Source organism: Paenibacillus wynnii (assembly GCF_000757885.1).
In the GTDB taxonomy this organism is placed as follows: Bacteria; Bacillota; Bacilli; order Paenibacillales; family Paenibacillaceae; genus Paenibacillus_AQ; species Paenibacillus_AQ wynnii.
In genome coordinates this window covers 2,139,306-2,160,578 of sequence record NZ_JQCR01000002.1, presented here as the reverse complement: position 1 = coordinate 2,160,578, position 21,273 = coordinate 2,139,306, and the positions used below count along the sequence as shown (strand labels likewise).

Annotated in this window: 23 protein-coding genes and 1 riboswitch; of the genes, 12 read left to right on the top strand and 11 right to left on the bottom strand. The window is 43.3% G+C overall.

Annotated elements, in window-relative coordinates; translation table 11 throughout:
• Positions 1–68 precede the first annotated feature (68 nt).
• The 4 genes from PWYN_RS12345 to PWYN_RS12330 are packed head-to-tail and all read right to left on the bottom strand — an operon-like array spanning position 69 to position 3,042.
• A complete protein-coding gene (locus PWYN_RS12345; protein ID WP_036652018.1) occupies positions 69–830 on the bottom strand; it encodes an iron ABC transporter ATP-binding protein in 762 nt (253 codons plus the stop codon).
• On the bottom strand, positions 824–1,768 hold the full coding sequence (locus PWYN_RS12340) for an iron chelate uptake ABC transporter family permease subunit (RefSeq protein ID WP_036652016.1): 945 nt from the start codon (positions 1,766–1,768) through the stop codon (positions 824–826). The genes PWYN_RS12345 and PWYN_RS12340 overlap by 7 nt, the downstream gene beginning before the upstream one ends.
• Positions 1,765–2,718, bottom strand: coding sequence for an ABC transporter permease (locus PWYN_RS12335; protein ID WP_036652013.1), 954 nt, complete (start codon positions 2,716–2,718; stop codon positions 1,765–1,767). The genes PWYN_RS12340 and PWYN_RS12335 overlap by 4 nt, the downstream gene beginning before the upstream one ends.
• A gap of 9 nt (positions 2,719–2,727) precedes the next feature.
• Positions 2,728–3,042, bottom strand: coding sequence for an antibiotic biosynthesis monooxygenase (locus tag PWYN_RS12330; RefSeq protein ID WP_036652011.1), 315 nt, complete (start codon positions 3,040–3,042; stop codon positions 2,728–2,730).
• Positions 3,043–3,209: 167 nt separating this feature from the next.
• On the opposite strand from PWYN_RS12330, the gene PWYN_RS29765 reads away from it, so the two are divergent.
• Positions 3,210–3,359, top strand: coding sequence for a hypothetical protein (locus tag PWYN_RS29765; RefSeq protein WP_205622745.1), 150 nt, complete (start codon positions 3,210–3,212; stop codon positions 3,357–3,359).
• 97 nt (positions 3,360–3,456) lie between these two features.
• On the top strand, positions 3,457–3,762 hold the full coding sequence (locus PWYN_RS12325; RefSeq protein WP_240479769.1) for an ATP-binding protein: 306 nt from the start codon (positions 3,457–3,459) through the stop codon (positions 3,760–3,762).
• 26 nt (positions 3,763–3,788) lie between these two features.
• Here the strand turns inward: PWYN_RS12325 and PWYN_RS12320 are convergent, their stop codons facing one another.
• Complete coding sequence (locus tag PWYN_RS12320) at positions 3,789–4,070, bottom strand: alpha/beta-type small acid-soluble spore protein (RefSeq protein ID WP_036652008.1); 282 nt, start codon at positions 4,068–4,070, stop codon at positions 3,789–3,791.
• Between the two features lie 66 nt (positions 4,071–4,136).
• Entirely contained in the window at positions 4,137–4,466 is a 330-nt protein-coding gene (locus tag PWYN_RS12315) for a DHCW motif cupin fold protein (RefSeq protein WP_036653756.1), read from the bottom strand.
• A 150-nt stretch (positions 4,467–4,616) separates the two neighbouring features.
• On the opposite strand from PWYN_RS12315, the gene PWYN_RS12310 reads away from it, so the two are divergent.
• A complete protein-coding gene (locus PWYN_RS12310) occupies positions 4,617–5,411 on the top strand; it encodes an AIM24 family protein (RefSeq protein ID WP_036652007.1) in 795 nt (264 codons plus the stop codon).
• An 87-nt stretch (positions 5,412–5,498) separates the two neighbouring features.
• On the opposite strand, the gene PWYN_RS12305 is transcribed toward PWYN_RS12310, so the two are convergent.
• A complete protein-coding gene (locus PWYN_RS12305) occupies positions 5,499–6,377 on the bottom strand; it encodes an alpha/beta hydrolase (protein WP_052087911.1) in 879 nt (292 codons plus the stop codon).
• Between the two features lie 11 nt (positions 6,378–6,388).
• Complete coding sequence (locus PWYN_RS12300) at positions 6,389–7,606, bottom strand: outer membrane protein assembly factor BamB family protein (RefSeq protein ID WP_036652005.1); 1,218 nt, start codon at positions 7,604–7,606, stop codon at positions 6,389–6,391.
• A gap of 112 nt (positions 7,607–7,718) precedes the next feature.
• On the opposite strand from PWYN_RS12300, the gene PWYN_RS12295 reads away from it, so the two are divergent.
• The 3 genes from PWYN_RS12295 (at position 7,719) to PWYN_RS12285 (ending at position 10,885) form a co-directional block, all read left to right on the top strand.
• Entirely contained in the window at positions 7,719–9,317 is a 1,599-nt protein-coding gene (locus tag PWYN_RS12295; RefSeq protein WP_036652004.1) for a helix-turn-helix domain-containing protein, read from the top strand.
• A gap of 154 nt (positions 9,318–9,471) precedes the next feature.
• Positions 9,472–10,011: a MerR family transcriptional regulator gene (locus tag PWYN_RS12290; protein ID WP_036652003.1), complete on the top strand. Its 540-nt coding sequence runs from the start codon at positions 9,472–9,474 to the stop codon at positions 10,009–10,011.
• 100 nt (positions 10,012–10,111) lie between these two features.
• Complete coding sequence (locus tag PWYN_RS12285) at positions 10,112–10,885, top strand: sporulation protein (protein WP_240479768.1); 774 nt, start codon at positions 10,112–10,114, stop codon at positions 10,883–10,885.
• A gap of 66 nt (positions 10,886–10,951) precedes the next feature.
• Here PWYN_RS12285 and PWYN_RS12280 read toward each other — a convergent pair whose 3' ends face one another.
• Both PWYN_RS12280 and PWYN_RS28045 read right to left on the bottom strand, forming a co-directional pair.
• Positions 10,952–12,316: an amino acid permease gene (locus PWYN_RS12280; RefSeq protein WP_036651999.1), complete on the bottom strand. Its 1,365-nt coding sequence runs from the start codon at positions 12,314–12,316 to the stop codon at positions 10,952–10,954.
• Positions 12,317–12,454: 138 nt separating this feature from the next.
• Positions 12,455–12,534: riboswitch (glycine riboswitch) on the bottom strand.
• Positions 12,535–12,683: 149 nt separating this feature from the next.
• Positions 12,684–13,445, bottom strand: coding sequence for a leucine-rich repeat domain-containing protein (locus tag PWYN_RS28045; protein ID WP_052087910.1), 762 nt, complete (start codon positions 13,443–13,445; stop codon positions 12,684–12,686).
• A 193-nt stretch (positions 13,446–13,638) separates the two neighbouring features.
• Here PWYN_RS28045 and PWYN_RS12270 point away from each other — a divergent pair, with 193 nt between their 5' ends.
• Positions 13,639–14,709: an SDR family oxidoreductase gene (locus PWYN_RS12270; protein ID WP_036651997.1), complete on the top strand. Its 1,071-nt coding sequence runs from the start codon at positions 13,639–13,641 to the stop codon at positions 14,707–14,709.
• A 4-nt stretch (positions 14,710–14,713) separates the two neighbouring features.
• Here PWYN_RS12270 and PWYN_RS12265 read toward each other — a convergent pair whose 3' ends face one another.
• Positions 14,714–15,085: a winged helix-turn-helix transcriptional regulator gene (locus PWYN_RS12265; RefSeq protein WP_036651995.1), complete on the bottom strand. Its 372-nt coding sequence runs from the start codon at positions 15,083–15,085 to the stop codon at positions 14,714–14,716.
• A gap of 393 nt (positions 15,086–15,478) precedes the next feature.
• On the opposite strand from PWYN_RS12265, the gene PWYN_RS12260 reads away from it, so the two are divergent.
• From PWYN_RS12260 to PWYN_RS12240, 5 genes are all read left to right on the top strand, one after another.
• On the top strand, positions 15,479–16,972 hold the full coding sequence (locus PWYN_RS12260; protein WP_036651992.1) for a peptide MFS transporter: 1,494 nt from the start codon (positions 15,479–15,481) through the stop codon (positions 16,970–16,972).
• A 269-nt stretch (positions 16,973–17,241) separates the two neighbouring features.
• Positions 17,242–18,309, top strand: coding sequence for an iron-siderophore ABC transporter substrate-binding protein (locus PWYN_RS12255; protein WP_036651989.1), 1,068 nt, complete (start codon positions 17,242–17,244; stop codon positions 18,307–18,309).
• Entirely contained in the window at positions 18,310–19,344 is a 1,035-nt protein-coding gene (locus PWYN_RS12250) for a FecCD family ABC transporter permease (protein ID WP_036651987.1), read from the top strand.
• Positions 19,341–20,372 (top strand): FecCD family ABC transporter permease, encoded by a 1,032-nt coding sequence (locus PWYN_RS12245; protein WP_036651985.1) that lies wholly within the window; start codon positions 19,341–19,343, stop codon positions 20,370–20,372. Before PWYN_RS12250 ends, PWYN_RS12245 begins: the two co-directional genes overlap by 4 nt.
• Positions 20,372–21,187 carry an ABC transporter ATP-binding protein gene (locus tag PWYN_RS12240; RefSeq protein WP_036651983.1) on the top strand — a complete coding sequence of 272 codons (816 nt, stop codon included), beginning with the start codon at positions 20,372–20,374 and terminating at the stop codon, positions 21,185–21,187. The genes PWYN_RS12245 and PWYN_RS12240 overlap by 1 nt, the downstream gene beginning before the upstream one ends.
• The last annotated feature ends 86 nt before the right edge of the window (positions 21,188–21,273 follow it).

The window sequence follows — 21,273 nt, the reverse complement described above, 5'->3', positions numbered from 1 at the left end:
GGAAGCTGGCGCCTTTACACTTCCTGCAACCGCGTCATAATAATTTACCAAAGGAGGCTGCGAATTTACTAAGTTCCAAAATAAACGCCTATCTTTTTCCCGCCAAAGTTTTCAATGGGAATGTCCATATCATACACATCTCCAAGAACAGCCGAATCGATAATCTCATCTACAGTTCCTTCTCTTATAATCCGCCCATTCTTGAGCGCAACAATGTAATCGGAATAACAGGAGGCGAAGTTGATATCGTGGATGACCAGCACAACCGTCTTGCCTCTTTCATCCACCAGCCGTCGGAGTACTTTCATAATCTGCACGGAGTGCTTCATATCCAGATTATTAAGCGGTTCATCCAGCAGAATATAGTCGGTATCCTGAGCCATCACCATTGCGATGTAAGCCCGCTGCCGCTGACCGCCGCTAAGTTGGTCAATGTATTTATCCTGCATCTCTGTAAGCTCCATGAAGGAAATAGCTTCACTAATCTGAACCCGGTCTTCAGGCGTCAGTCTTCCCTGTGAATAAGGGAACCTGCCGAAGGATACCAGCTCCTGTACCGTAAGTCTTACATTGATATGATTGGACTGCTTCAGCACCGATATTTTACGGGCAAGATCTTTGCTGTTACAGGTCCCTATTTCCTTGCCTTCGATGAGCACCTGACCCTCATCTTTAGTAATGAGACGGCTGATCATGGAGAGCAATGTACTTTTACCCGCTCCGTTCGGGCCTATGAAGGAAGTTATTTTACCTTTAGCAATGGTCAAGGACACATTATCAACAACGGTTGTTCCGCCATAACGCTTGGATACATTTCGGACTTCTACCACGACTTGTTCTCCTTTAGCAGCAAATGGACGAAATAGACGCCGCCTGCAAAATTAATAATGACACTGACTGTAGTTGTGAAGCCAAACACTCTCTCCACCAAAAACTGCCCGCCGACAAGAGCTACGATACTTAGCAGAATAGCTCCGGGTATCAGATATTGATGCTTATAAGTGCGGAATAACTGGTGAGCCACATTAGCTACCAACAGACCTAGGAATGTGATGGGACCTACTAGCGCTGTTGAAATCGATACGAAGATAGCGATCACCATGAGCAATCTTTTGACAATATACTCGTAATCCAGTCCCAAATTAATAGCCTCATCTCTACCCAAAGAAATTACATCTAAATACTTGGTAAACCGCATGAAATAAAGCGTGGTGAGCGCAAGGATAACCGTAGAAAGAATCAATAAATCACTGCTTACATTGTTGAAGCTGGCGAACATTTTTCCTTGTAAAACCAGAAATTCATTCGGATCAATCAAGACCTCCATAAAGGACGAAGCGCTCTGGAACATCGTGCCCATAATGAGCCCTACGAGAAGCAAGAAGTAAATATTCTGTCCTTCCCGGCGAAACATAAGCTTATACAGCAAGCCAGAGAAGAGCACCATCAGCGTAGCAGAAAACATAAAGTTAATGTTCTTGTTCATGAAGGTCATATTGGCAGAACCGAGAGCGAATACACCGAACGTCTGAATGAGCATATAGAGAGAATCGAGACCTAGAATACTTGGTGTCAAAATACGATTATTGGTTATGCTTTGAAAAACGATGGTAGAGACCGCAATTACGGCTCCAGTGATCAAGATCGCAACAAGCTTTTTCCCCCGGCTCGGCAGCACATAATCCCAGTTGCCTCCTGCCTGATAGATCATAAACAATACGATAAGTGCGACAGCGGCTACAGACAGTACAGTAAGCTTCATCCTCATGACATATACGCCTTTCTTCTCATCAGTAGGTAAATGAACAATCCGCTACCGATCACTCCCACCATTAAACTGATGGAAATCTCGTAAGGGTAAATGATGAGTCTGCCCAGGATATCACAGAACAAGAGAAACACCGCTCCCAATACAGCTGTATGCACCAGGCTTTTTTTCAAATGATCACCTATGTATAGGGTTACGATATTGGGTACAACCAATCCTAGAAAAGGAATCGTTCCTACAGTTAAAATAACAACAGAAGAGATCAGGGCTACAATAACCAACCCTATGTTCACCACCGCTTTGTAGTTCATCCCGAGATTAATGGCGAAATCCTCACCCATTCCAGCTACAGTAAATTTATTGGCGAACAGATAGGCAAGCACCACCAGCGGCAGACTGATATAGATTAGTTCGTACTGTCCTTTAATAATGGAGGAGAAGTCTCCTAGCAGCCATGATGATATATTCTGAACCAAATCATTACGGTACGCGAAAAAAGTAGTGATTGAACCAATTATGTTACCGAACATCAGCCCTACGAGAGGGATAAATATACTATCTTTGAATTTAATCCGATCCAGAATTCGCATGAAAATAAAAGTGCCTAACAAGGCGAAGCCGAAGGCTACCAGCAGCTTTTGCATCGGAGTCGCCCCGGAAAAAACCATCAAGGCTACCAAAATACCGAATTTCGCAGAATCCATGGTCCCAGCCGTAGTCGGAGACACGAATTTGTTACGTGTGAGCTGCTGCATGATTAATCCAGCTATGCTCATGCCCACTCCCGCAATGACTAACGATGCAAGTCGTGGCAATCTGCTAACCATTAAGACTTGTATCTGTGATTCGGAGAGATGGAACAAATCAAGCGGTGAAATGTCTTTAATCCCAATAAACAAGGAAGTAAATGAGAACAATAATAGCAGAAGGAGCAAGTATTTTAGTTTCATGGGCTTTCCTTATCCTTTAGTGACGGCTTTCACTTCATACATATTTACCGTTGAGCTGATGACATACTCGGGGGTTGGCTTTCCCTTATTCTCCCGATGACCTTGGATATGAACGTCACTCTTCTCCCAATTCTTCCAGGCTTCTATAGATTCCCAGCGGATCATAACTACAACTTCCTCATGATCCTGCTTCCTCTTGTTCACCATAACGGTTTTATCCAATAGACCTTCCATAGAATCTATCGGACTCTTCTGGGTGAAGCGATCAACAACTTGATCCGCATTCCCCTTTTCCACCACGATGGTTCGGGTTTGAATGAGCAAAGAAATCCCTCTCTTCTCTTAACCTTTTAAATTTTATTTAACTATAAATGAAAATGATTATCATTGTCAACAGACGGGATGACTCTCCAACTTTTTGTTCCCTCATAAGCTAGTCACTGCCGGTGGAATCCATTCTAATTATCGAAGATCATGAGGATGTTAATTTAATGCTGGCAGAAGCATTGATCCATGCAGGTTATAGCGGCGTACAACGTGTTTCTTCAGCGGCAGAGGCCATCCATATTAACAAATGCCTTAAGGCGGAGGGAAATCTCCGTCTTAAGGCATTCAAGAGGAAAAGAACTTTAAGGAGCTAATCAGCAGCTTATCCAAAATAGTGTGCTGACTGACGACAATTGGGTTGCAGAATGCCTCGCAGCATCGGTAACTGCATTGGAGGAACATCAGTTGGCTGTGAACTTCAAGGAAATTCATAATTGTGTTCAATACTCCCATGGAGATATCGAAGTACGCTTAGAGGTTACCGATAAAGCCATTATCTCCTTTAAGAATCCGGTCAAGCCTACAGCCAGTGTAGATATAACACGACTGTTTGATCGTTTCTATACAGGCGATAAAGCAAGAAACACAGGTACAGGGTTGGGCCTGTCTATTGTGAGGTTATTGGCGGAACAGATGAATGGCAGCACAAGTGCTTCCTTACAAGACGGAGTTCTCGATATTCGAGTTGAGCTCCCTCTCTACGTTAATAGTCCTTAACGGATACTTTTGTCTTAAGAATCGGCTTATGGTTGCTTCTTATTCGCCAGGTGCTCTTGAGCGAGACGAACCATTTCCCGAACCATGGACCCGCCGATTGTACCGCCGATATGGCCCACCTCTTCCGTAGTCAGACCGCCATTATCACCTGACTGCAGAGGAACACCAAGCTCCTTAGCCACTTCGAATTTCACATCGTCCGGGTGATTTGGATCAACGTCATATCCTTCGCGCTTCATTACATCTGCTTTGAATGTCTGCATTTGCCGCTCGACCCCTGGTACCGCATATTTTCTTCTTCTGGCCATCCTGATGCACTCCCTTGTTGTCTTTTCCCCTAACATACCCGGAGTCACAAAGTTTCATCCTACATACTAATCTACAATAAACAATTTAGCTCCTGTGGCAGTAGATGATCTATGCGGTTCAGCATCATCTGCTACTTGATAGCTCATTCCAGACTTTAACAGGAAGTTTCGCCCATCACTTAATTCAGTGTTCAACTCCCCTTCAAGTACTAATAGTACATGTCCTCGTTTACACCAATGATCGGCAAGATATCCAGGGGTATACTCCACCATTCGTACTCGTATATTGCCAATTTCAAGAGTCCTCCACAACGCTTTACCTGTCTCTCCAGCGTGTTCACTAGGCTCAATGGAACTCCAATCCATTGTGTTGAACGGTACATTTATTATTTCCATAATTTTTACCGCGACCATCCCATAAGAATTCTAATAACTTTATCACAATTCTTATAATCATTTAAAATGTATTCTATTAAAGGCAAGGATACCGACCTTTTTTTGTCGAATATATACGCCTTGAAGGAATAACTGGAGGAGGGAATCATAATGGCTTACACAATAAATAATCTAAAAGATAACGACAATGTTGTGATTAAGGAACAGCTTGGCGGATTTACGGTTATCGAGTATAAGGAGGATTTGAGCACTACAACATTCCTAGAGGCACAATCTAATTTCTTCATGACCAAGAGTAATATGCGAAATAAACAGCTTATGGTCGAACTAAACAACAGTGAGGTTATGCTGAGTGCTGGGGCTATGCAGTATATGGTTGGTAATATCGAAATGACATCAGGTGTTAAAGGTGTCGGAGGTTTGATGAGAAATCTAGTATCCAGTGCAGTGACCGGTACCAGTGCGATCAAACCCCTCTACAAAGGTACAGGTACGATTCTGCTGGAAACCACCTATAAATATCTATGGTTGATTGATGTCGACAACGACCATATTGTAATTGACGATGGCATGTTCTTAGCTTGCGAGACAACCCTGGAAATTGCTGTCGCTGCCCGCAAGAACCTTTCTTCTGCCGCACTCGGTGGAGAAGGTCTTTTTAATCTAAGTGCCAAAGGTAAAGGGATTCTGGCTCTTGAAGCACCCATTCCTACCGAAGAAGCCGTAGTAGTCGAATTGCAGAATGATGTGCTGAAGGTCGATGGGAATTTTGCGTTGATGTGGTCGAATTCACTAGACTTCACCGTGGAGAAATCCGGGAAAACTCGAATGGGTTCTGCGGCATCTGGTGAGGGATTGGTCAATGTATATCGGGGGACAGGCATGGTATGGTTAGCACCACTCATTCAATATAAAGCGAGCCTTATTACACCGGGCATGAATTAAAAGCTAACAGGAGTTAAACGGGGGTGTACCCTAAGCCCTGAAAATGGCTGCTGGGATCATATCCCCCCATTTCTTCGCTATCTTGAATTATATCGATCCATTATAAAAGATTAAATAATTCTCCAGCTGACTAGACCAATACGAGCTGTTATGTCCCCCCAAATGAGATACCCATTGTGCGTCAATCCCCTTCATCCGCAGTAGCATATATAGGAGATAATCTTTTTCTGTCAACGCATCTTCAGTTCCACTATCCAAGTAAACTTGCATCTCATCCAGTCTCTGACTCTCTGCCAGCTTGAACGGGTCCCGAATTTCTCGCAAGGCCTCGTTCGCATACAGCCAATCCCGCTGACCGATAAATTGATCCGTTGATGTGTAGTCCCAGAGAGCAGCACTATGAGCCCCGACTTTACTGAACAGCTCAGGATAGTTGAACCCCAGATAAAGTGCGGCATACCCCCCCATGGATGCGCCCCCCACATACCTGCCCTCCTTGCCCATAACTGTGCTGTACTGACTGTCCACGTAAGGAATTACTTCTTGAGTCAAATAATCCTCATACGGTCCGATGTCCACACTCCCGGGATCACGCCCTTCCCCCACCTGAGAATTGACCCCGAAGCTGTTCCCATAATCGGGAGACACTATAATCACCGGAGCCATCTTCCCTTGTTCAATAAGCCTATCCGCGACACCGTTAATATGAAGATACTCAAACCAAGTATCATGCTTGCCCCCATAGCCATACAACAAGTAAAGAACAGGATATGCAACATCACTGCTGTACGCAGGCGGAAGGTAAATGGACATCTTCATTTCACGATCTAATACTATACGGTGCATGCTAACCGTAACGACCTGAGAGCTTTCATCGGCGGATAGTACAGTGCTTTCTGGTGTATCAGTCTTGCCCGTACAGCCACTGAGCAAAATAAGTCCAATATAACTCACAATATGCAACACAAGAAATACCTTCATTCTATAGCATACATATAGCCGTCATCAGACCCAACAAATAGTACACCTTGATTGATGGCAGGTGATGAATAAATGTTGCCAGCCGCTTGATACTTCCATAACTCCGTTCCTGTCTCTGCATCTACTGCGTAAATCATCCCGTGATTTTCATCCGAATAATGATTGCCACAAGCGACAAATACCGTCTTACCATCTGTTGAAGGAGAGGCGTGAATGGCATCAATGGTGTCCAAAGCCCACTTCTGCTCCCCTGTTGCTGCATCTAGCGAAATAAGCTTATGGCTATCCGAGCTTCCAGAGAAAAGCGTATTTCCAGATAGGGCCATGGATCCGAGCAAATAAGGAACCGCGTTATTTTTCCATACGAATCCCCCTGTCTTCTTGTCCAGTGCTCCAATGCCACCGTTACGCATCCCGAAATACAATTTATTATCATCCACCACGATAGATGAATCTACTGCATTCATCGTTGGCGATATCCATATTTGCTCTCCAGACTTGGCGTCTAAAGCAACGACATTACCCGGTTCAGCTTGCCTAGACACGTCATATCCGGATATACCCATGTAGATCACCCCCTGATCAACCGCAGGTGAAGAGTGCAAAATGGGTATAAGATCATCAGAGACATAACCATTAAGGGACAACTTTTTCTTCCATGCCAGCTTTCCGGTGCTTGCATTTACAGCATAGAAATTCCCCCCTCCCCCACCGAAATATACGATCCCATCCGAGACTGCCGGCGATGATTGCCAATAGTCAACTTGATCGCGAGGTTCATCTTTCTGATCGGTCTCATAGCTCCAATTCAGCTTTCCATCCTCTGCATTCAGCGCATACAGCTTCCCATCCCCACTCAGAAAATACACCGCCTGATTCGAAACCGCAGACGTTGACTTGATCGCCCCATCCGTCTGATAGGTCCACTTCTGCTCGCCCGTTGTCACATCAACCGCATAGAAGTTCCGATCCTCGCTTCCGAAATACACCATTTGGTTGGCAATTACTGGTGACGTGCGAATTCGATCTTTCGTTTGGAACTTCCATTTGACTTTATGGAACTGGTCAGGTCCTTTCGATGCGTATAGACCCGTGTGTTTCAGATCTCCTCGGAACATGGATCCTTCACTTTGACTCGTCTTGGAACAGCCCACCGTTAACACAGCAACCATACATATAATCGCTCCCATGAAAGACAATCGCCTCTTCATCATCAATAAACCTCCTCTTATGATGAAAAGAGTATAGCACTCATAATCTCACTTCATGGCAGGACAGGACACAAATGTCCTTGCCAATATGGTAGTCTTATGAAGAGGTGATCAAATGATTCATTCAATGAAATTCGGACAGTCTCTGCAGGAACTGCTTCTCATACGCGGGTGGTCTGCGGCACGACTTGCCAAAACCCTAAATATCGATGCTTCCTATGTTCGGAGATGGATTCAAGGAAACCGAACGCCTGCTTTACATACCAGCTATATTGACAATATCGCGGAAGCACTATGTGATGGACTTGATCGAGACTATAAAAAGGCAACAAGAGCTGCTCTATTCATTCTCTTAGGCATGACTGATGAATCGTTGGATGAAGCGACAACGCTCCAGAATAGAGTGAGGCAGTTTCTTCATGAATCCCAAGTGTATACTTTAACTCTAGATTCCGTATCGAGGAAAAACCGTAAGCAAACCGAAGCGCAAGCGGTCGTCTCGAAATTATTAGAGATCACCCATCGCGAACCCAAGGGTCTATCCCCTAATCAGACATCCATGAAGGTGTCTGCGACAACCCACATTCCACCTGTCCTCCCACATAAGGAAGCCATCCTATCCGCTGCAATCACCATGCTTAAGAGCGCTTTGCAGGATCAGGAAGCAGGAAATGAAAGAGCAATCTACCTAACCTTTCAAAGTGAACTTGATTATTTCGACGGATATCCCGAGCTTCACCACGAATGGCAGCAAACGATCATTCAAGCTTTACGTTTAGGTTGGTCTGTTAGTCATTTATGCCGATTAAATAAAAATGTAGAGCGCTCCCTCCAGTTAGTTAATCAAATTCTGGCGTGGACGAACTATTCAGGCGCTTATACCCTTTATTACTTCAATAAATACGGAATCGATTATCCTGCCCAAGAAATTATTCTCATAAAAAGAAAAGGCGCAATCATGGGTTACGCCACGGAGCAATACAAAGAAGTGGATGCGGGTCTCTATTTGAATGAGATTGGAGCCGTACGCGTCATTGAGAAATATGTAGAGCAGATGCTTCACAACACCGAGCCATTAATTCATATTTTGAGCCAAAATGACTATTTCGAATTGAATGTATCCAAAGATAGAAAACCAGGAAGTCATTACATGTGCGCACATGATCTTTCGTATTTAACCGTTCCTCTTGAAACCATGGAGATGTATATGCGTCTATCGATACCAGATGAGCATGAACGTCTTATTCATTGGAAACGGATTGAGGATACTGTTCAATCATTTTATAGAGATATCCAGCATTTCCAGATGCGTCATATCTATCCAATGAAAGCCATCGAAGAACTCGTCAGAACGGAGAAATATGTTCAGAATCCCTATTTCCGGCCTACTCGCGAGGATATTAAGGTTCACCTCCTCTATCTTATAGAGTTGATACAAACCTATGATCGATTTGAAATTGCTCTCATCGATGATCACAAATATGATCTCATCCATAGAGCCCAATTCGATATTAAGGGAGATCACACCGTCGCGATCGGGGTCAATCCTAGAAATGATATCCATCCGAAGGTTGAATTAATCGCAATTAAAGAAGGTACGATCGTGAATGCTTTTCAAGAATACTTTAATGACATCTGGGAGCAAATCAATCCTATCTATCGAGATAAAGAATCGATCATCTCGTGGATAAAGGACAAGCTTGTACTCCTTTAGGAAGTCCTTTACTTTAATTCAGACACTCAAACCGCAAGATTACTCGTAATAACACTTTGTTTATCGAATCAGCACTTCCTTTGTCACCCATGCAGGGAGGCGCTTAATAACAGCGAATCATTTATAAAAGAACATCCGAAGTGGAGGAATCAAAGTGGATATTTTGAAAACGAAGGATGCTGCTGATCTGCTGTCTGTTAGCCCAACTACTATCAAACGTTGGATCTCTATGTTTCCTAATTTCTTTAAAAAAGACCGGTTTGGCCATTATATATTCTCGGAGCAGGAAATTGGCCTGCTCACTCATATTAAAGACCGTATCGAACACGGGGTAACGTTGGATTGTATTGATCTCTCGACTTACAATCAGCCACCAGAGCTACCGCAAGAAAAGACCCGCCTGCACACTCATGATAAGTCTATAGAAGATATGGTTTCACGCATCGATCACATTGAACGCTCACTTCATCATAAAGCAGATGAAGTAGTCTCGATCCAGCTGTTCCAGCAGCGCGAAGAACTCGAGGATTTACGCCAAATGATCACACAATTAGCTGCATCCTTAGAAACCATTCAGAAGCCAAATACCCAAATACACTCATCCTATGAAGAGAACCACCCGTCTGCCGTTGTCATGCTTCAGGTACCGCCAAGGAAGCGCGGTCTTCTACGTTCTTTTTTCTCATTCATGTAGAGAATTCGGTTAATCTGTTCCTGACCTGGCTGAAACCTCAGATAATATCTTTGCGTATGATGGGTAAGTTACGAAATGAGAGGAGAGATTTATATTGTCTATGTTCAAACGTATGCTGGCGAGCGCCGGAATTGGTGCCGCCAAGGTTGATCTTATGCTTCATCAAGATACGGTGAGCGCCGGGGATACTCTCAGTGGTGTCGTTCGGATCGAAAGCGGTCGCGTAGATCAGGAAGTCGATGACGTTTACGCTTTTGTAAGAACGACTTATGTAAAGGAACATAATGATACAAAGTCAAAAGTGGAAGCAACCCTAGCCAAATTCCTGCTCGCTGAGAAGTTTACTGCAGAAGCAGGAAAAGCCTATGAATTCCCTGTCTCCTTTCAGATTCCGGCGTTTACCCCGGTGACTATGGGCAGAACACCCGTGTGGATACACACCGGCCTTGATATCAAGGAAGCGATTGATCCAACGGATGAGGATCATCTTCAAGTCATGCCACATCCACATTCTGCTATTATTCTTGATGCAGTCAATCAACTTGGATTTAGACTTCGTGAGGTCAGCTGTGAATATGCGCCCCATCACGGCAAAACAAACGGAATGTCGTTTGTCCAAGAATTTGAATTTGTTCCTACCTCCATGTTCCGCGGCCAACTGGACGAACTCGAAATCATCTTTTATCCGGATGAAAATGGTGTCAGCTTGCTGATGCAGGTCGACCGCAAGGCACGTGGTCTCGCTGGCCTGTTCTCTGAAGCGCTTGATACAGATGAACGTTTGGTAAAACAGCGTTTTGAACGCAGCGATCTTGCCTCAGGAGCACATCACATCGCCGAACAGCTGGCAGCTACGATTCGCAGATACGCATAAGTGAGGCGCGTTATAGTCTATTAAATAGAATGGCGGCACAGGAGTTCATCCCTGTGCCGCCATTTTTTATGCTGCTTTTTTCTCGTCTACCACCTTTTTGTTCCGAATTGAATAAAGCACAAATAGTAGAATAAACCATAGCGGTGTAAACAATAAAGCCGGACGTGTATCTTTAGCGAACAGCATAATGATGAGAATTCCGGCAAACAACGCTAAGACCACAAAGTTAATCAATGGCGTAAAAGGGGCTTTGAATTTGGACTTAGCCTGTAATTCCGGCCGGGTCTTCTTATACTTGATATGGCATACGAGAACGACACCCCAAACCCAGATAAAACAAATTGCACTTATGGTTGTCACTATGCCAAAAGCCTGCCCCGGAATGAGTTTACTCAAGAGTGCTCCCACGGATATGACTAGTGTAGAAATGAATAACGAGTTTCCTGGCACATGATTTTTGTTCAGTTTTGCAAAATGAGATGAAGCCTGATCTTTCTTGCTTAAGCTATAGAGAATCCGGCTTGTTGAGAACATCCCGCTGTTACAAGCGGAAGCGGCAGAAGTTAATACGACAAAATTAATAATCCCTGCGGCGATTGGAATCCCCACTAAGCTAAATGTCTTAACAAAAGGACTCTCTGACGGATTGAGCTCCGTCCATGGGTTAATGCATAGCAAGACGAAAAGCGCACCAACGTAGAAAAATAGAATTCGTAGAGGAATTTTATTAATAGCCGATGGAATGCTTTTTTCAGGATTCGCTGTTTCCGCTGCTGATACACCCACTAATTCCACACCGACATACGCGAACACAACCATTTGAAAGGAAAGTAAAAAGCCTGTAATTCCGTTCGGAAAAACTCCCCCATGCTCCCAAAGGTTTTTGACCGTCACCGTTCCTGCATCCGTCTTTAATCCCATCACTAGCAAAACGACCCCAGTGCCAATTAATGCGAGAATCGTAATAACTTTGATTAAAGCAAACCAAAACTCGAGTTCTCCGAAATGTTTCACATCTAATAGATTGAATCCTAATAAGATGATTAAGCAGACGATGGCAGGTACCCACTGAGGAATATCAAACCAATACTGTACATATACACCAACGGCAATAACATCAGCCATAGCTGTCATGATCCAACAAAACCAATACGTCCAACCGGTTATGAATGCAGCCCGAGGTCCAAGATAGTCTTCAGCAATATCTGTAAAAGATTGATAACCTGCATTAGACAACAGGAGTTCTCCTAGCGCTCTCATTACAAAAAACACGGCGATACCCACGATCAAATACGTAATCATGATAGAGGGTCCTGCCTGTTGGATCGCTCTACCGGATCCTAAGAATAATCCCGTACCGATGGTGCCGCCGATGGCGATGAGTTGAACATGCCGATTGGCCAGCTCTCTTTTTAATTCTTGTTGTGCCATTACCTAGTTCCCCCTTCTGAATGCAACACGTTAATGCCCATAAAAAAAAGAGATTGGATGTCATCCAATCTCTCAGTTCATAAGAATATTAAATAGTACTTGCCCTGCTAATAACGATCAGCATGACAAATAAATATTCAGTACTCTTCTGTCCTTTTGCCTGAGATTGTGAACCCTTCGGCGCCGCGGTTTCCCACGGTCTCTCCAGAAGCTGCTCCTGCTATAGTGTGATCCATAGCAATCATAGCTTGCGTATTATGCAGTTAATAAAGCGTTAATACTTTTTGTATTCTAACATATTACTTGCGATGTGAGAATTAGATCAGTGACATATGTCTCTTTTCCTAAGACCACTTATTGCTAGATCCTACTCTGGCTTGGCCTCATCTTCATTCTCCAAATTTACACTGACGCCATTGTCCTCTAGTTTTTGGATAACCTGTTGCGACAGCTCATTCAGCGGGTTGTTTGCCAAAGATACTTCTCTTAAGTGCGGTATTGTTTCGAGCACTTTAATATCCTGGATAAGGTTATCGTCTAGATAAAGATACTCCAGTGTAGGATGATTTTTTAACGGCTGTAAATCTTGAATTTTATTTCCGTTCATAATGATCCAGTTCAACTTCAATTTTCGAATGGGACCTAAATCTGCTATCTGATTATTGCTGGCAAAAAGATCGGTTAGCTTATGTAAATTTTTCAAGGGCAATAGACTTTTTATCATGTTACCGTCAACTACCAGGTTTTGCAGAGAACTTAACCCGGAAAGCGGTGAAAGATCTGTAATCTGATTCCCCTCAAGAGCTAAAAACGTCAGTTTTTTCAATTTGCTGAGTGGTGTAATATACTTTATATTTTGGCCGGGCAGAAATAAGCTCTGCATGTTAACGGCATACTCCAGTCCTTGCAAATTGGTAATCTTAGCTTTTCCATTCATAGGGTACAAAGATTCCAACTTCTGCATATCAGCAGCCTTCAACTCTTTATTAGCCGACAGCTTTAATTCCACTCGAATGGCTTTCGCCAAAGCCGGGTCTGTAATGACGGATGCGGCCCAAATAGATGTTGCCGGTATGAATACTAGAACCAAACATAACACGATGATTTTTTTTACTAATTGAGTAGGCATATATACTCTCCTTCTATGTAATTCGATTAGGCCATCCTTACTTCTATCGGATTTTTTTCCAAATTCTTTTCAAGTTCCATCTCATATGGCGCCATATGTTACTTTCAAGTAACTATATGAGTTCAAAGTGCGTACTTTTCAATATCTTTCCTCCTACTCATAATAATCGTTATAAGAGAAGGAGGAATACCCTATGAAACCAGATGAATTTATGCCAAATAAAACAGCCCTTGTCGTTGGAGCTAACGGAGTGATCGGACGGAATCTCATTGACTATCTAATGACACTTCCAGAATGGAATATCATAGGTGTCTCGCGACGTGGCGGAGAGGACGCTGGCCGGTTACGATATGTGGCGGTAGATCTGCTCAATGAAGAGGACGCCTTCACGGAACTCGGCAAACTTACCACAGTCACCCATATCTTCTACGCCGCTTATCAAGATCGTCCAACATGGGCTGAACTAGTTCCGCCCAACTTAGCTATGCTCGTGAACGTGGTTAACGCGATTGAACCCATTGCCCCGAACCTGCAGCATATCAGTCTGATGCAAGGTTTCAAGGTGTACGGAGCGCATCTCGGCCCCTTCAAAACGCCAGCGCGGGAGACGGATGCCAACCATATGCCGCCCGAGTTCAATATCGACCAACAGCAATTCCTTGAACAACGGCAACCGGGAACCCCATGGACTTGGTCGGCCCTTCGTCCGTCAGTTGTTAGCGGGTTTGCACTGGGCAATCCGATGAACCTCGCGATGGTTATCGCAATTTATGCTTCCATGTCCAAGGAACTCGGACTGCCACTCCGCTTTCCCGGGAAGCCTGGCGCTTACAATAGCCTACTGGAAATGACCGATGCAAACTTGCTGGCTCGCGCAACAGTCTGGGCGGCAACCGATGAACGTTGCGCAAATCAGGCTTTTAACATCACGAACGGCGACTTGTTCAGATGGAACGAGCTTTGGCCGAAGATTGCGACATTTTTTGAGCTCGATACGGCTCCTCCGTTACCGATGTCTTTAGAGGTAGTAATGGCGGACAAGGAATCGCTGTGGAATTTTATGGTTAAGAAATATGATTTATCGAGGAATAGCTATAAGGACGTTTCATCGTGGCGGTTTGGAGATTTCGTGTTTTCTTGGGATTACGACTTTTTCTCTGACAGCTCAAAAGCCCGTCGCCTCGGATTCCATGACTTCATCGATACAGAAAAGATGTTCATGGACATCTTTGAGGAATTCCGCCAACGTAAAGTAATCCCCTAACGTCTCATACGTCCGATCGTGGCGGTTGGAATAACACCCTTCCCCTGTCGCCGTACACTTTTTCAATATGCGTGTCCCCCCATCTGCACATGAGATGAAGGATATCTTTCAGACTCCAACCATAGTCCGTCAGCTCATATTCGACCTTCGGCGGCACTTGGTTATACGAAATACGGAACACGATGCCAGCATCTACTAGTTCCCCTAGCTGCTGAGTCAACACTTTTTGCGTTAGGGTAGGTATCAGACGCTTCAGCTCGCCATTGCGCTTTTTCCCAAACGTGAGGTGGAACAAAATAACCGGCTTCCACTTGCCCCCAATCACTTCAAGAGTGGCTTCTACCGCAGTATTGTAAATTTTATCGGGTTCCTGCATACTCTAGAATCGCCTCCTGCACAAGATTTGAAAAGTTCGGTTAATTGGTGTTGTTGTACTTTCTTACAATAACATATGACTGATCAAGCTTACGCAACTTTCTCAACCGGACTCTACCCCGATGGACAGAGTGGTACAAAGAGCAACACTAGTGACTACCACTATGTGTTGCTCTTTTCATGAAATTCGGTTCATTTAGATAAGGTGTGTAAATCCATTCTTGGAGTTATGTCATATCCAACCTTCCACCTATGTTGTATACTATTTATTTTCGTCCGCTGTAAAGTCTAATATGCGTTTGGTAAGTTGAAACCGACTCATAATGGGTACTCTTACTAAGGGATGATACTTTAGCAGAAGAATTTTATTACCATCTAGGGAGGAAGTAGCAGCATGGCTGATTTAGACAAACAAAAAATTGTAGAGAGTGTTCCGCAACGGGGATTTTTTGGACATCCTAAAGGGTTGTTTACTCTATTCTTCACAGAGTTTTGGGAGCGATTTTCCTACTATGGTATGAAAGCTATCCTTGTTTATTATATGTATTACGAACTGAGTCAAGGTGGACTCGGCATGGATGAGAGCACCGCTCTCGCCATTATGTCTATCTATGGTTCACTAGTTTATATGTCTGGGATTATTGGCGGTTGGTTAGCGGATCGGATATTTGGAGCGTCAAAAGCTGTATTCTACGGCGGGATATTAATTATGCTGGGGCATATCACCTTGGCCATCCCGGGAAGTATTTCATTATTTTTTGTTTCCATGGTTCTGATCGTGCTAGGTACGGGCTTGCTGAAGCCTAATGTATCCAGTATTGTAGGTGAACTTTACAGCGAACATGATGGGCGCCGGGATGCAGGATTCAGTATATTCTACATGGGCATCAACCTAGGGGCATTTATTGCTCCGCTAATTATAGGAACCATCGGTATGGATTACAATTTCCACCTGGGCTTCAGCATTGCAGCCGTTGGCATGTTCCTAGGATTACTCGTCTTTATCTATACCAAGAAAAAGAACCTCGGCCTTGCAGGCACTTTAGTAGCAAGTCCGTTATCAAGAGCGGAACGGAAAAAGGTGTTCCTTTTATTCGGTATCAGTGCAGTGGTTCTCGCTATTATCGTTGCTATTACGATTCCGTTAGGTCTGTTAACGTTTAAATCCTTTATCGTGGTCGTAGGTATTCTGGGAATTCTAATTCCAACCCTATATTTTATTGTTATGTTCCGTAGTCCGCGAACAACAAGTGTTGAGCGCTCAAGACTCATTGCTTATATTCCGCTGTTTATTGCAGCGATTATGTTCTGGGCTATTCAAGAACAAGGGTCAACCATCCTTGCCAGTTATGCAGATAAACGTACGCAACTCAATTTTGCCGGACTTCATATTTCGCCAGCCTGGTTCCAGTCTTTAAATCCTTTGTTTGTTATCACTTTAGCCCCCCTATTTGCTTGGGCTTGGGTGAAGCTTGGAAAACGGCAGCCCACGATACCGAAGAAATTTGCCTTAGGTCTATTGTTCGCCGGATTATCCTTCCTTGTTATCCTCTTGCCGGCTTACTTTGTCGGTGAGAATTCCATGGTTAATCCTTTATGGCTCGTTCTTAGCTATTTCATCGTTGTGTTGGGGGAATTATGCTTGTCTCCTGTAGGACTATCAGCTACGACTAAATTAGCACCCTCCGCCTTCTCAGCCCAGACCATGAGCTTATGGTTCTTGTCCAATGCGGCTGCCCAAGCGATTAATGCGCAGATTGTTAGATTTTATTCACCTGCTACCGAGATGATATACTTTGGTGTCATTGGGGGAGCAGCAATCCTCCTCAGTATTCTTCTCTACTCGTTCTCCTCGAAAATACAGGGATATATGAAAGGGATACAGTAAAAGAACTTGTCTAGATTAGTGAGGAGCACCCCTATACTGTGGGTGCTCCTTTTTTGTCGGTTGGATTAGTCCACCATTCTTTTTCTAAAGGAGCTGCCACGCGGCATTTCTCCATCCTTGATAGGTAAGCCTGCACTTTTATCCCCTTTACGATTCATATATTCTGAGTGCATTTTATATAATTGATTGACAACCCACCAAAAGACAACTTATATTAATGATAATGATAATTGTTATCAAATAAAATCGTGGTGAGGACTGGTATATAAATGAATGCAAAAAGAAAAATCTTATTAATCACAACACTAATCATTGCTATGCTCATGTTGGCATTGGTTGGTTGCTCAAACCAGCAATCAAGTTCTGAATCAGCCTCAAACGAAGGGTCAAAAGCAGAGGCTACGGATTCCAAAGAGTCAGAAACTGTATATCCAATCAAGATCAAGCACGCATTAGGGGAAACCGTGATTGAAAAGAAACCTGAACGTGTGGTTACTATTTCATGGGCAAACCATGACGTTGTTCTTGCACTTGGCGTTGTTCCTGTAGGTTTCTCAGCTGCAAACTACGGTGTTCAAGATAAGAGCGGTATGTTGCCTTGGACGGCTGAGAAATTAAAAGAACTGGGTGGAGAAACACCAACTATATTCCAAGATACGGACGGCTTAGATCTTGAAGCCATTTCAGATGCTAATCCAGATGTAATTCTTGCAGCGTATTCAGGAATCACACAAGAAGAATACGCTACTTTAAGTGAAATTGCTCCGGTTGTAGCTTATCAGACTAGCCCTTGGTTAGCTTCGTGGCGCGAACAAATTAAGTACAATTCCATGGGAATGGGAATGGAAGCAGAAGGTGCACAACTTATTGCCGATACCGAGAAGTTAATTCAAGATAAAGCAAATGAATACCCTGAAATTAAAGGTAAAAAAGCTGCATTTGTTAGCCTTACAGCTACAGATTTATCTAAATTCTACGTTTACACACCAACCGATTCTCGTGGTGAGTTTATTAAGGAGTTAGGAATGGAATACCCTGAAAGCATTACTAGTAAAATTACGGATCCAAGCAGTTTCTATTTAGAATTAAGTGCTGAAAATGCAGATATTCTTAACGATCTTGATATCTTCGTATCTTATGGAGATGAGAATACGTTAAAAGCACTCCAAGCTGATCCCATTCTCGGTAAAGTCCCAGCCGTTCAAAGAGGATCTGTTGTCATTATTGGAGATAACACTCCACTTGCAGCGGCAGGAACTCCAAACCCGCTTGCGATTAACTATTCCATTGATGAATACTTAAAATTACTCTCAGAAGCTGTTGGCAAGTTGAAATAAATGATGAACACATCCGTTTCAGAAAATAAGCAGTTAAACGTTCCGAAGAATTTCATAAAAGTACTCATACTCCTTGTTATATTACTCGGTATATGTGTATTGGCGTCGCTTGCCTTTGGCTCTCGTACCATTGGATGGACACAACTTATGGATGGTTTGTTCCACCCTGATGTACAGTCCCACGAAGCAAATGTTGTTCGCCAAAGAATTTCTAGAACTATATTTAGTTTAATGTGCGGTGCTGCATTAGGAGTTTCCGGGGCTCTAATGCAATCCGTCACTCGTAATCCTATTGCAGATCCTAGTATATTAGGAGTCAACACCGGAGCAGCTCTATTTGTAGTTTGTGGAATTTCCTTCTTGAATATCAGTACTGCTAGTCAATATATATGGCTTGCACTACTAGGAGCAATCATAACTGCCATTTTTGTATTCGGAATTGGGTCTATGGGGAGTGGTGGTGCCACCCCCCTTAAACTCGTTTTAGCAGGTGCTGCTACCAGTGCTGCATTATCATCTCTAGTAATCGCAATTATGATCCCCCGTACAAACGTTATGGATCAATTCAGATTTTGGCAAGTAGGCAGTGTTGGATCAGGAAACTGGAGTTCTATCTCTACTTTTATTCCTTTTCTAATTGTTGGAATACTAATCGCATTGTTCACAGCACCGGCACTAAATGCATTGGCTTTAGGTGATGAAGTGGCTACAGGGTTGGGAGTACGCACTGGAATGATTAGACTAATTGCTGCTTTTGCCGGTATTCTATTATGCGGTGCAGCAACAGCATTAGCTGGTCCTATTGGCTTTATTGGTCTTTTAGCCACCCATGTAGTACGACTCGTTATTGGACCTGATTTACGCTTTGTTATCCCGATGTCAGCTCTTTCAGGGGCAATCATTCTAACGATATCAGATATATTCGGGAGGCTTATCGGTAGTCCTGGGGAGCTCGAAGTGGGTATAGTTACAGCATTTATTGGTGCTCCTATTCTCATCCTATTAACTATGAAAGCGAAAATGCGGACGTTATGATGAATGAAAACTTGAACTATATTATTTTAGGTAGAGCCAAAAGACGTCGTCGTTTTATACTCATGACTTCCTTATTTGCAAGTATCGCTTTCGCATTGTGCTGCACGATGCTTATGCTAGGAAATACAATTTATCCCGTTCAGGATGTAGTTCGTGTTCTACTGGGTGAGGATGTAAAAGGTGCCACATTTGCAGTGGGTACGATACGTTTTCCGAGGATGATCGCAGGTGTTTTCTCTGGATTTGCTTTCGGTGTTGGCGGATATATATTCCAGACCATGTTACGAAATCCTTTAGCAAACCCAAATGTAATAGGAATAACGGCTGGTTCTAGTGCGTCCGCTGTTTTTTGTATCATTGTATTACAGGCCAGTAATATGGTTGTTTCTATTGCTTCTGTTGTGGGTGGACTTGCAACTGTGTTCGTAATTTTCCTATTGTCCAAAGGGTCCTCTTTTTCGATTGGTAGACTCATCTTAATCGGAATTGGCATTCAAGCTATGCTAAACGCTGTAATTTCCTACTTTTTACTTATTGGTCGACAACAAGATGTGCCTACTGCCATGAGATGGCTAAGCGGTAGTCTAAATGGTGCCAAGATGGAGAATCTTTATCCTCTGATCATTACAGTTCTTATCTTCACACCTATCATCATGGCACTTAGGAAACAATTAGATATGTTAGAACTTGGAGAGCAAGCAGCAACTTCACTTGGAGTCGATACGGATAAGACAAGAATTGCACTTATTATCAGTTCTGTACTTATCATTGCATTAGCTACAGCTACAACAGGACCCATTGCATTTGTCGCATTCCTTGCTGGACCTATCGCAAAAAGACTTGTTGGTGTAGGTTTTTCAAGCATTATCCCAGCGGGTCTTGTTGGAATCATTTTAGTTTTAGCATCAGATCTTATTGGGCAATTCGCATTCGTTACTAGATACCCTGTAGGTGTAATTACAGGCATTCTAGGTGCGCCTTACTTGATCTACTTGCTGATCCGAATCAATCGAAAGGGTGATTTATAATGAACCCAACACATACTTTTCAAGCTGAAACCATCACCGCTGGATACGATAATAAAACCATTCTGCATGATGTGAGTATTTCCATTCCAAGTAATAAAATAAGCATTATTATTGGAGCCAACGGCTGTGGTAAATCTACACTACTTAAAACGATGGCTAGGCTTATTAAACCTACTTCCGGGCAGGTTACCTTGGATGGAGTACCCATTCACAAAATTCCTCCAAAACAATTGGCACGTGTGTTAGGGCTTTTGCCTCAATCTCCTATTGTTCCAGAGGGAATAACGGTTGCAGATTTGGTTGGACGAGGAAGATACCCACACCAAACATTTCTGAGGGGTTGGACAAAAAAGGATTATGAAGCTGTTGCTGAGGCCATGGAAATAATGAATATTACTGAATTTGCCGATCGGAATATCGATGAGCTCTCAGGTGGTCAAAGACAGCGTGTCTGGATTGCGATGGCTCTGGCACAACAAACAGACATCTTGTTTCTGGATGAACCCACCACCTACTTAGATATCACCTATCAAGTCGAGATTCTTGATCTGCTGACAGACCTGAACCGTAAACGTGGTACAACCATTGTAATGGTTCTTCATGATATTAATTTGTCCGCACGCTATGCAGATCATATTTTTGCTCTTCATGAAGGAAAGCTTGTAACCGAAGGCGAGCCATCAAAGGTTATTACAAGCAAATTGATCCAAGACATTTTCTGTCTCCAGTGCACTATAATCAAAGACTTCGTTTCGGGCTCTCCTTCTGTGGTACCGATTGGACGACATCATAATAAAATGAAAATGTACTCTTGAATAAAGATTTAATAAAGAAGGATAGTCCATGAATCTATAGGACTATCCTTCTTTCTATATATCTAATGATCCTACAAATCCCCACA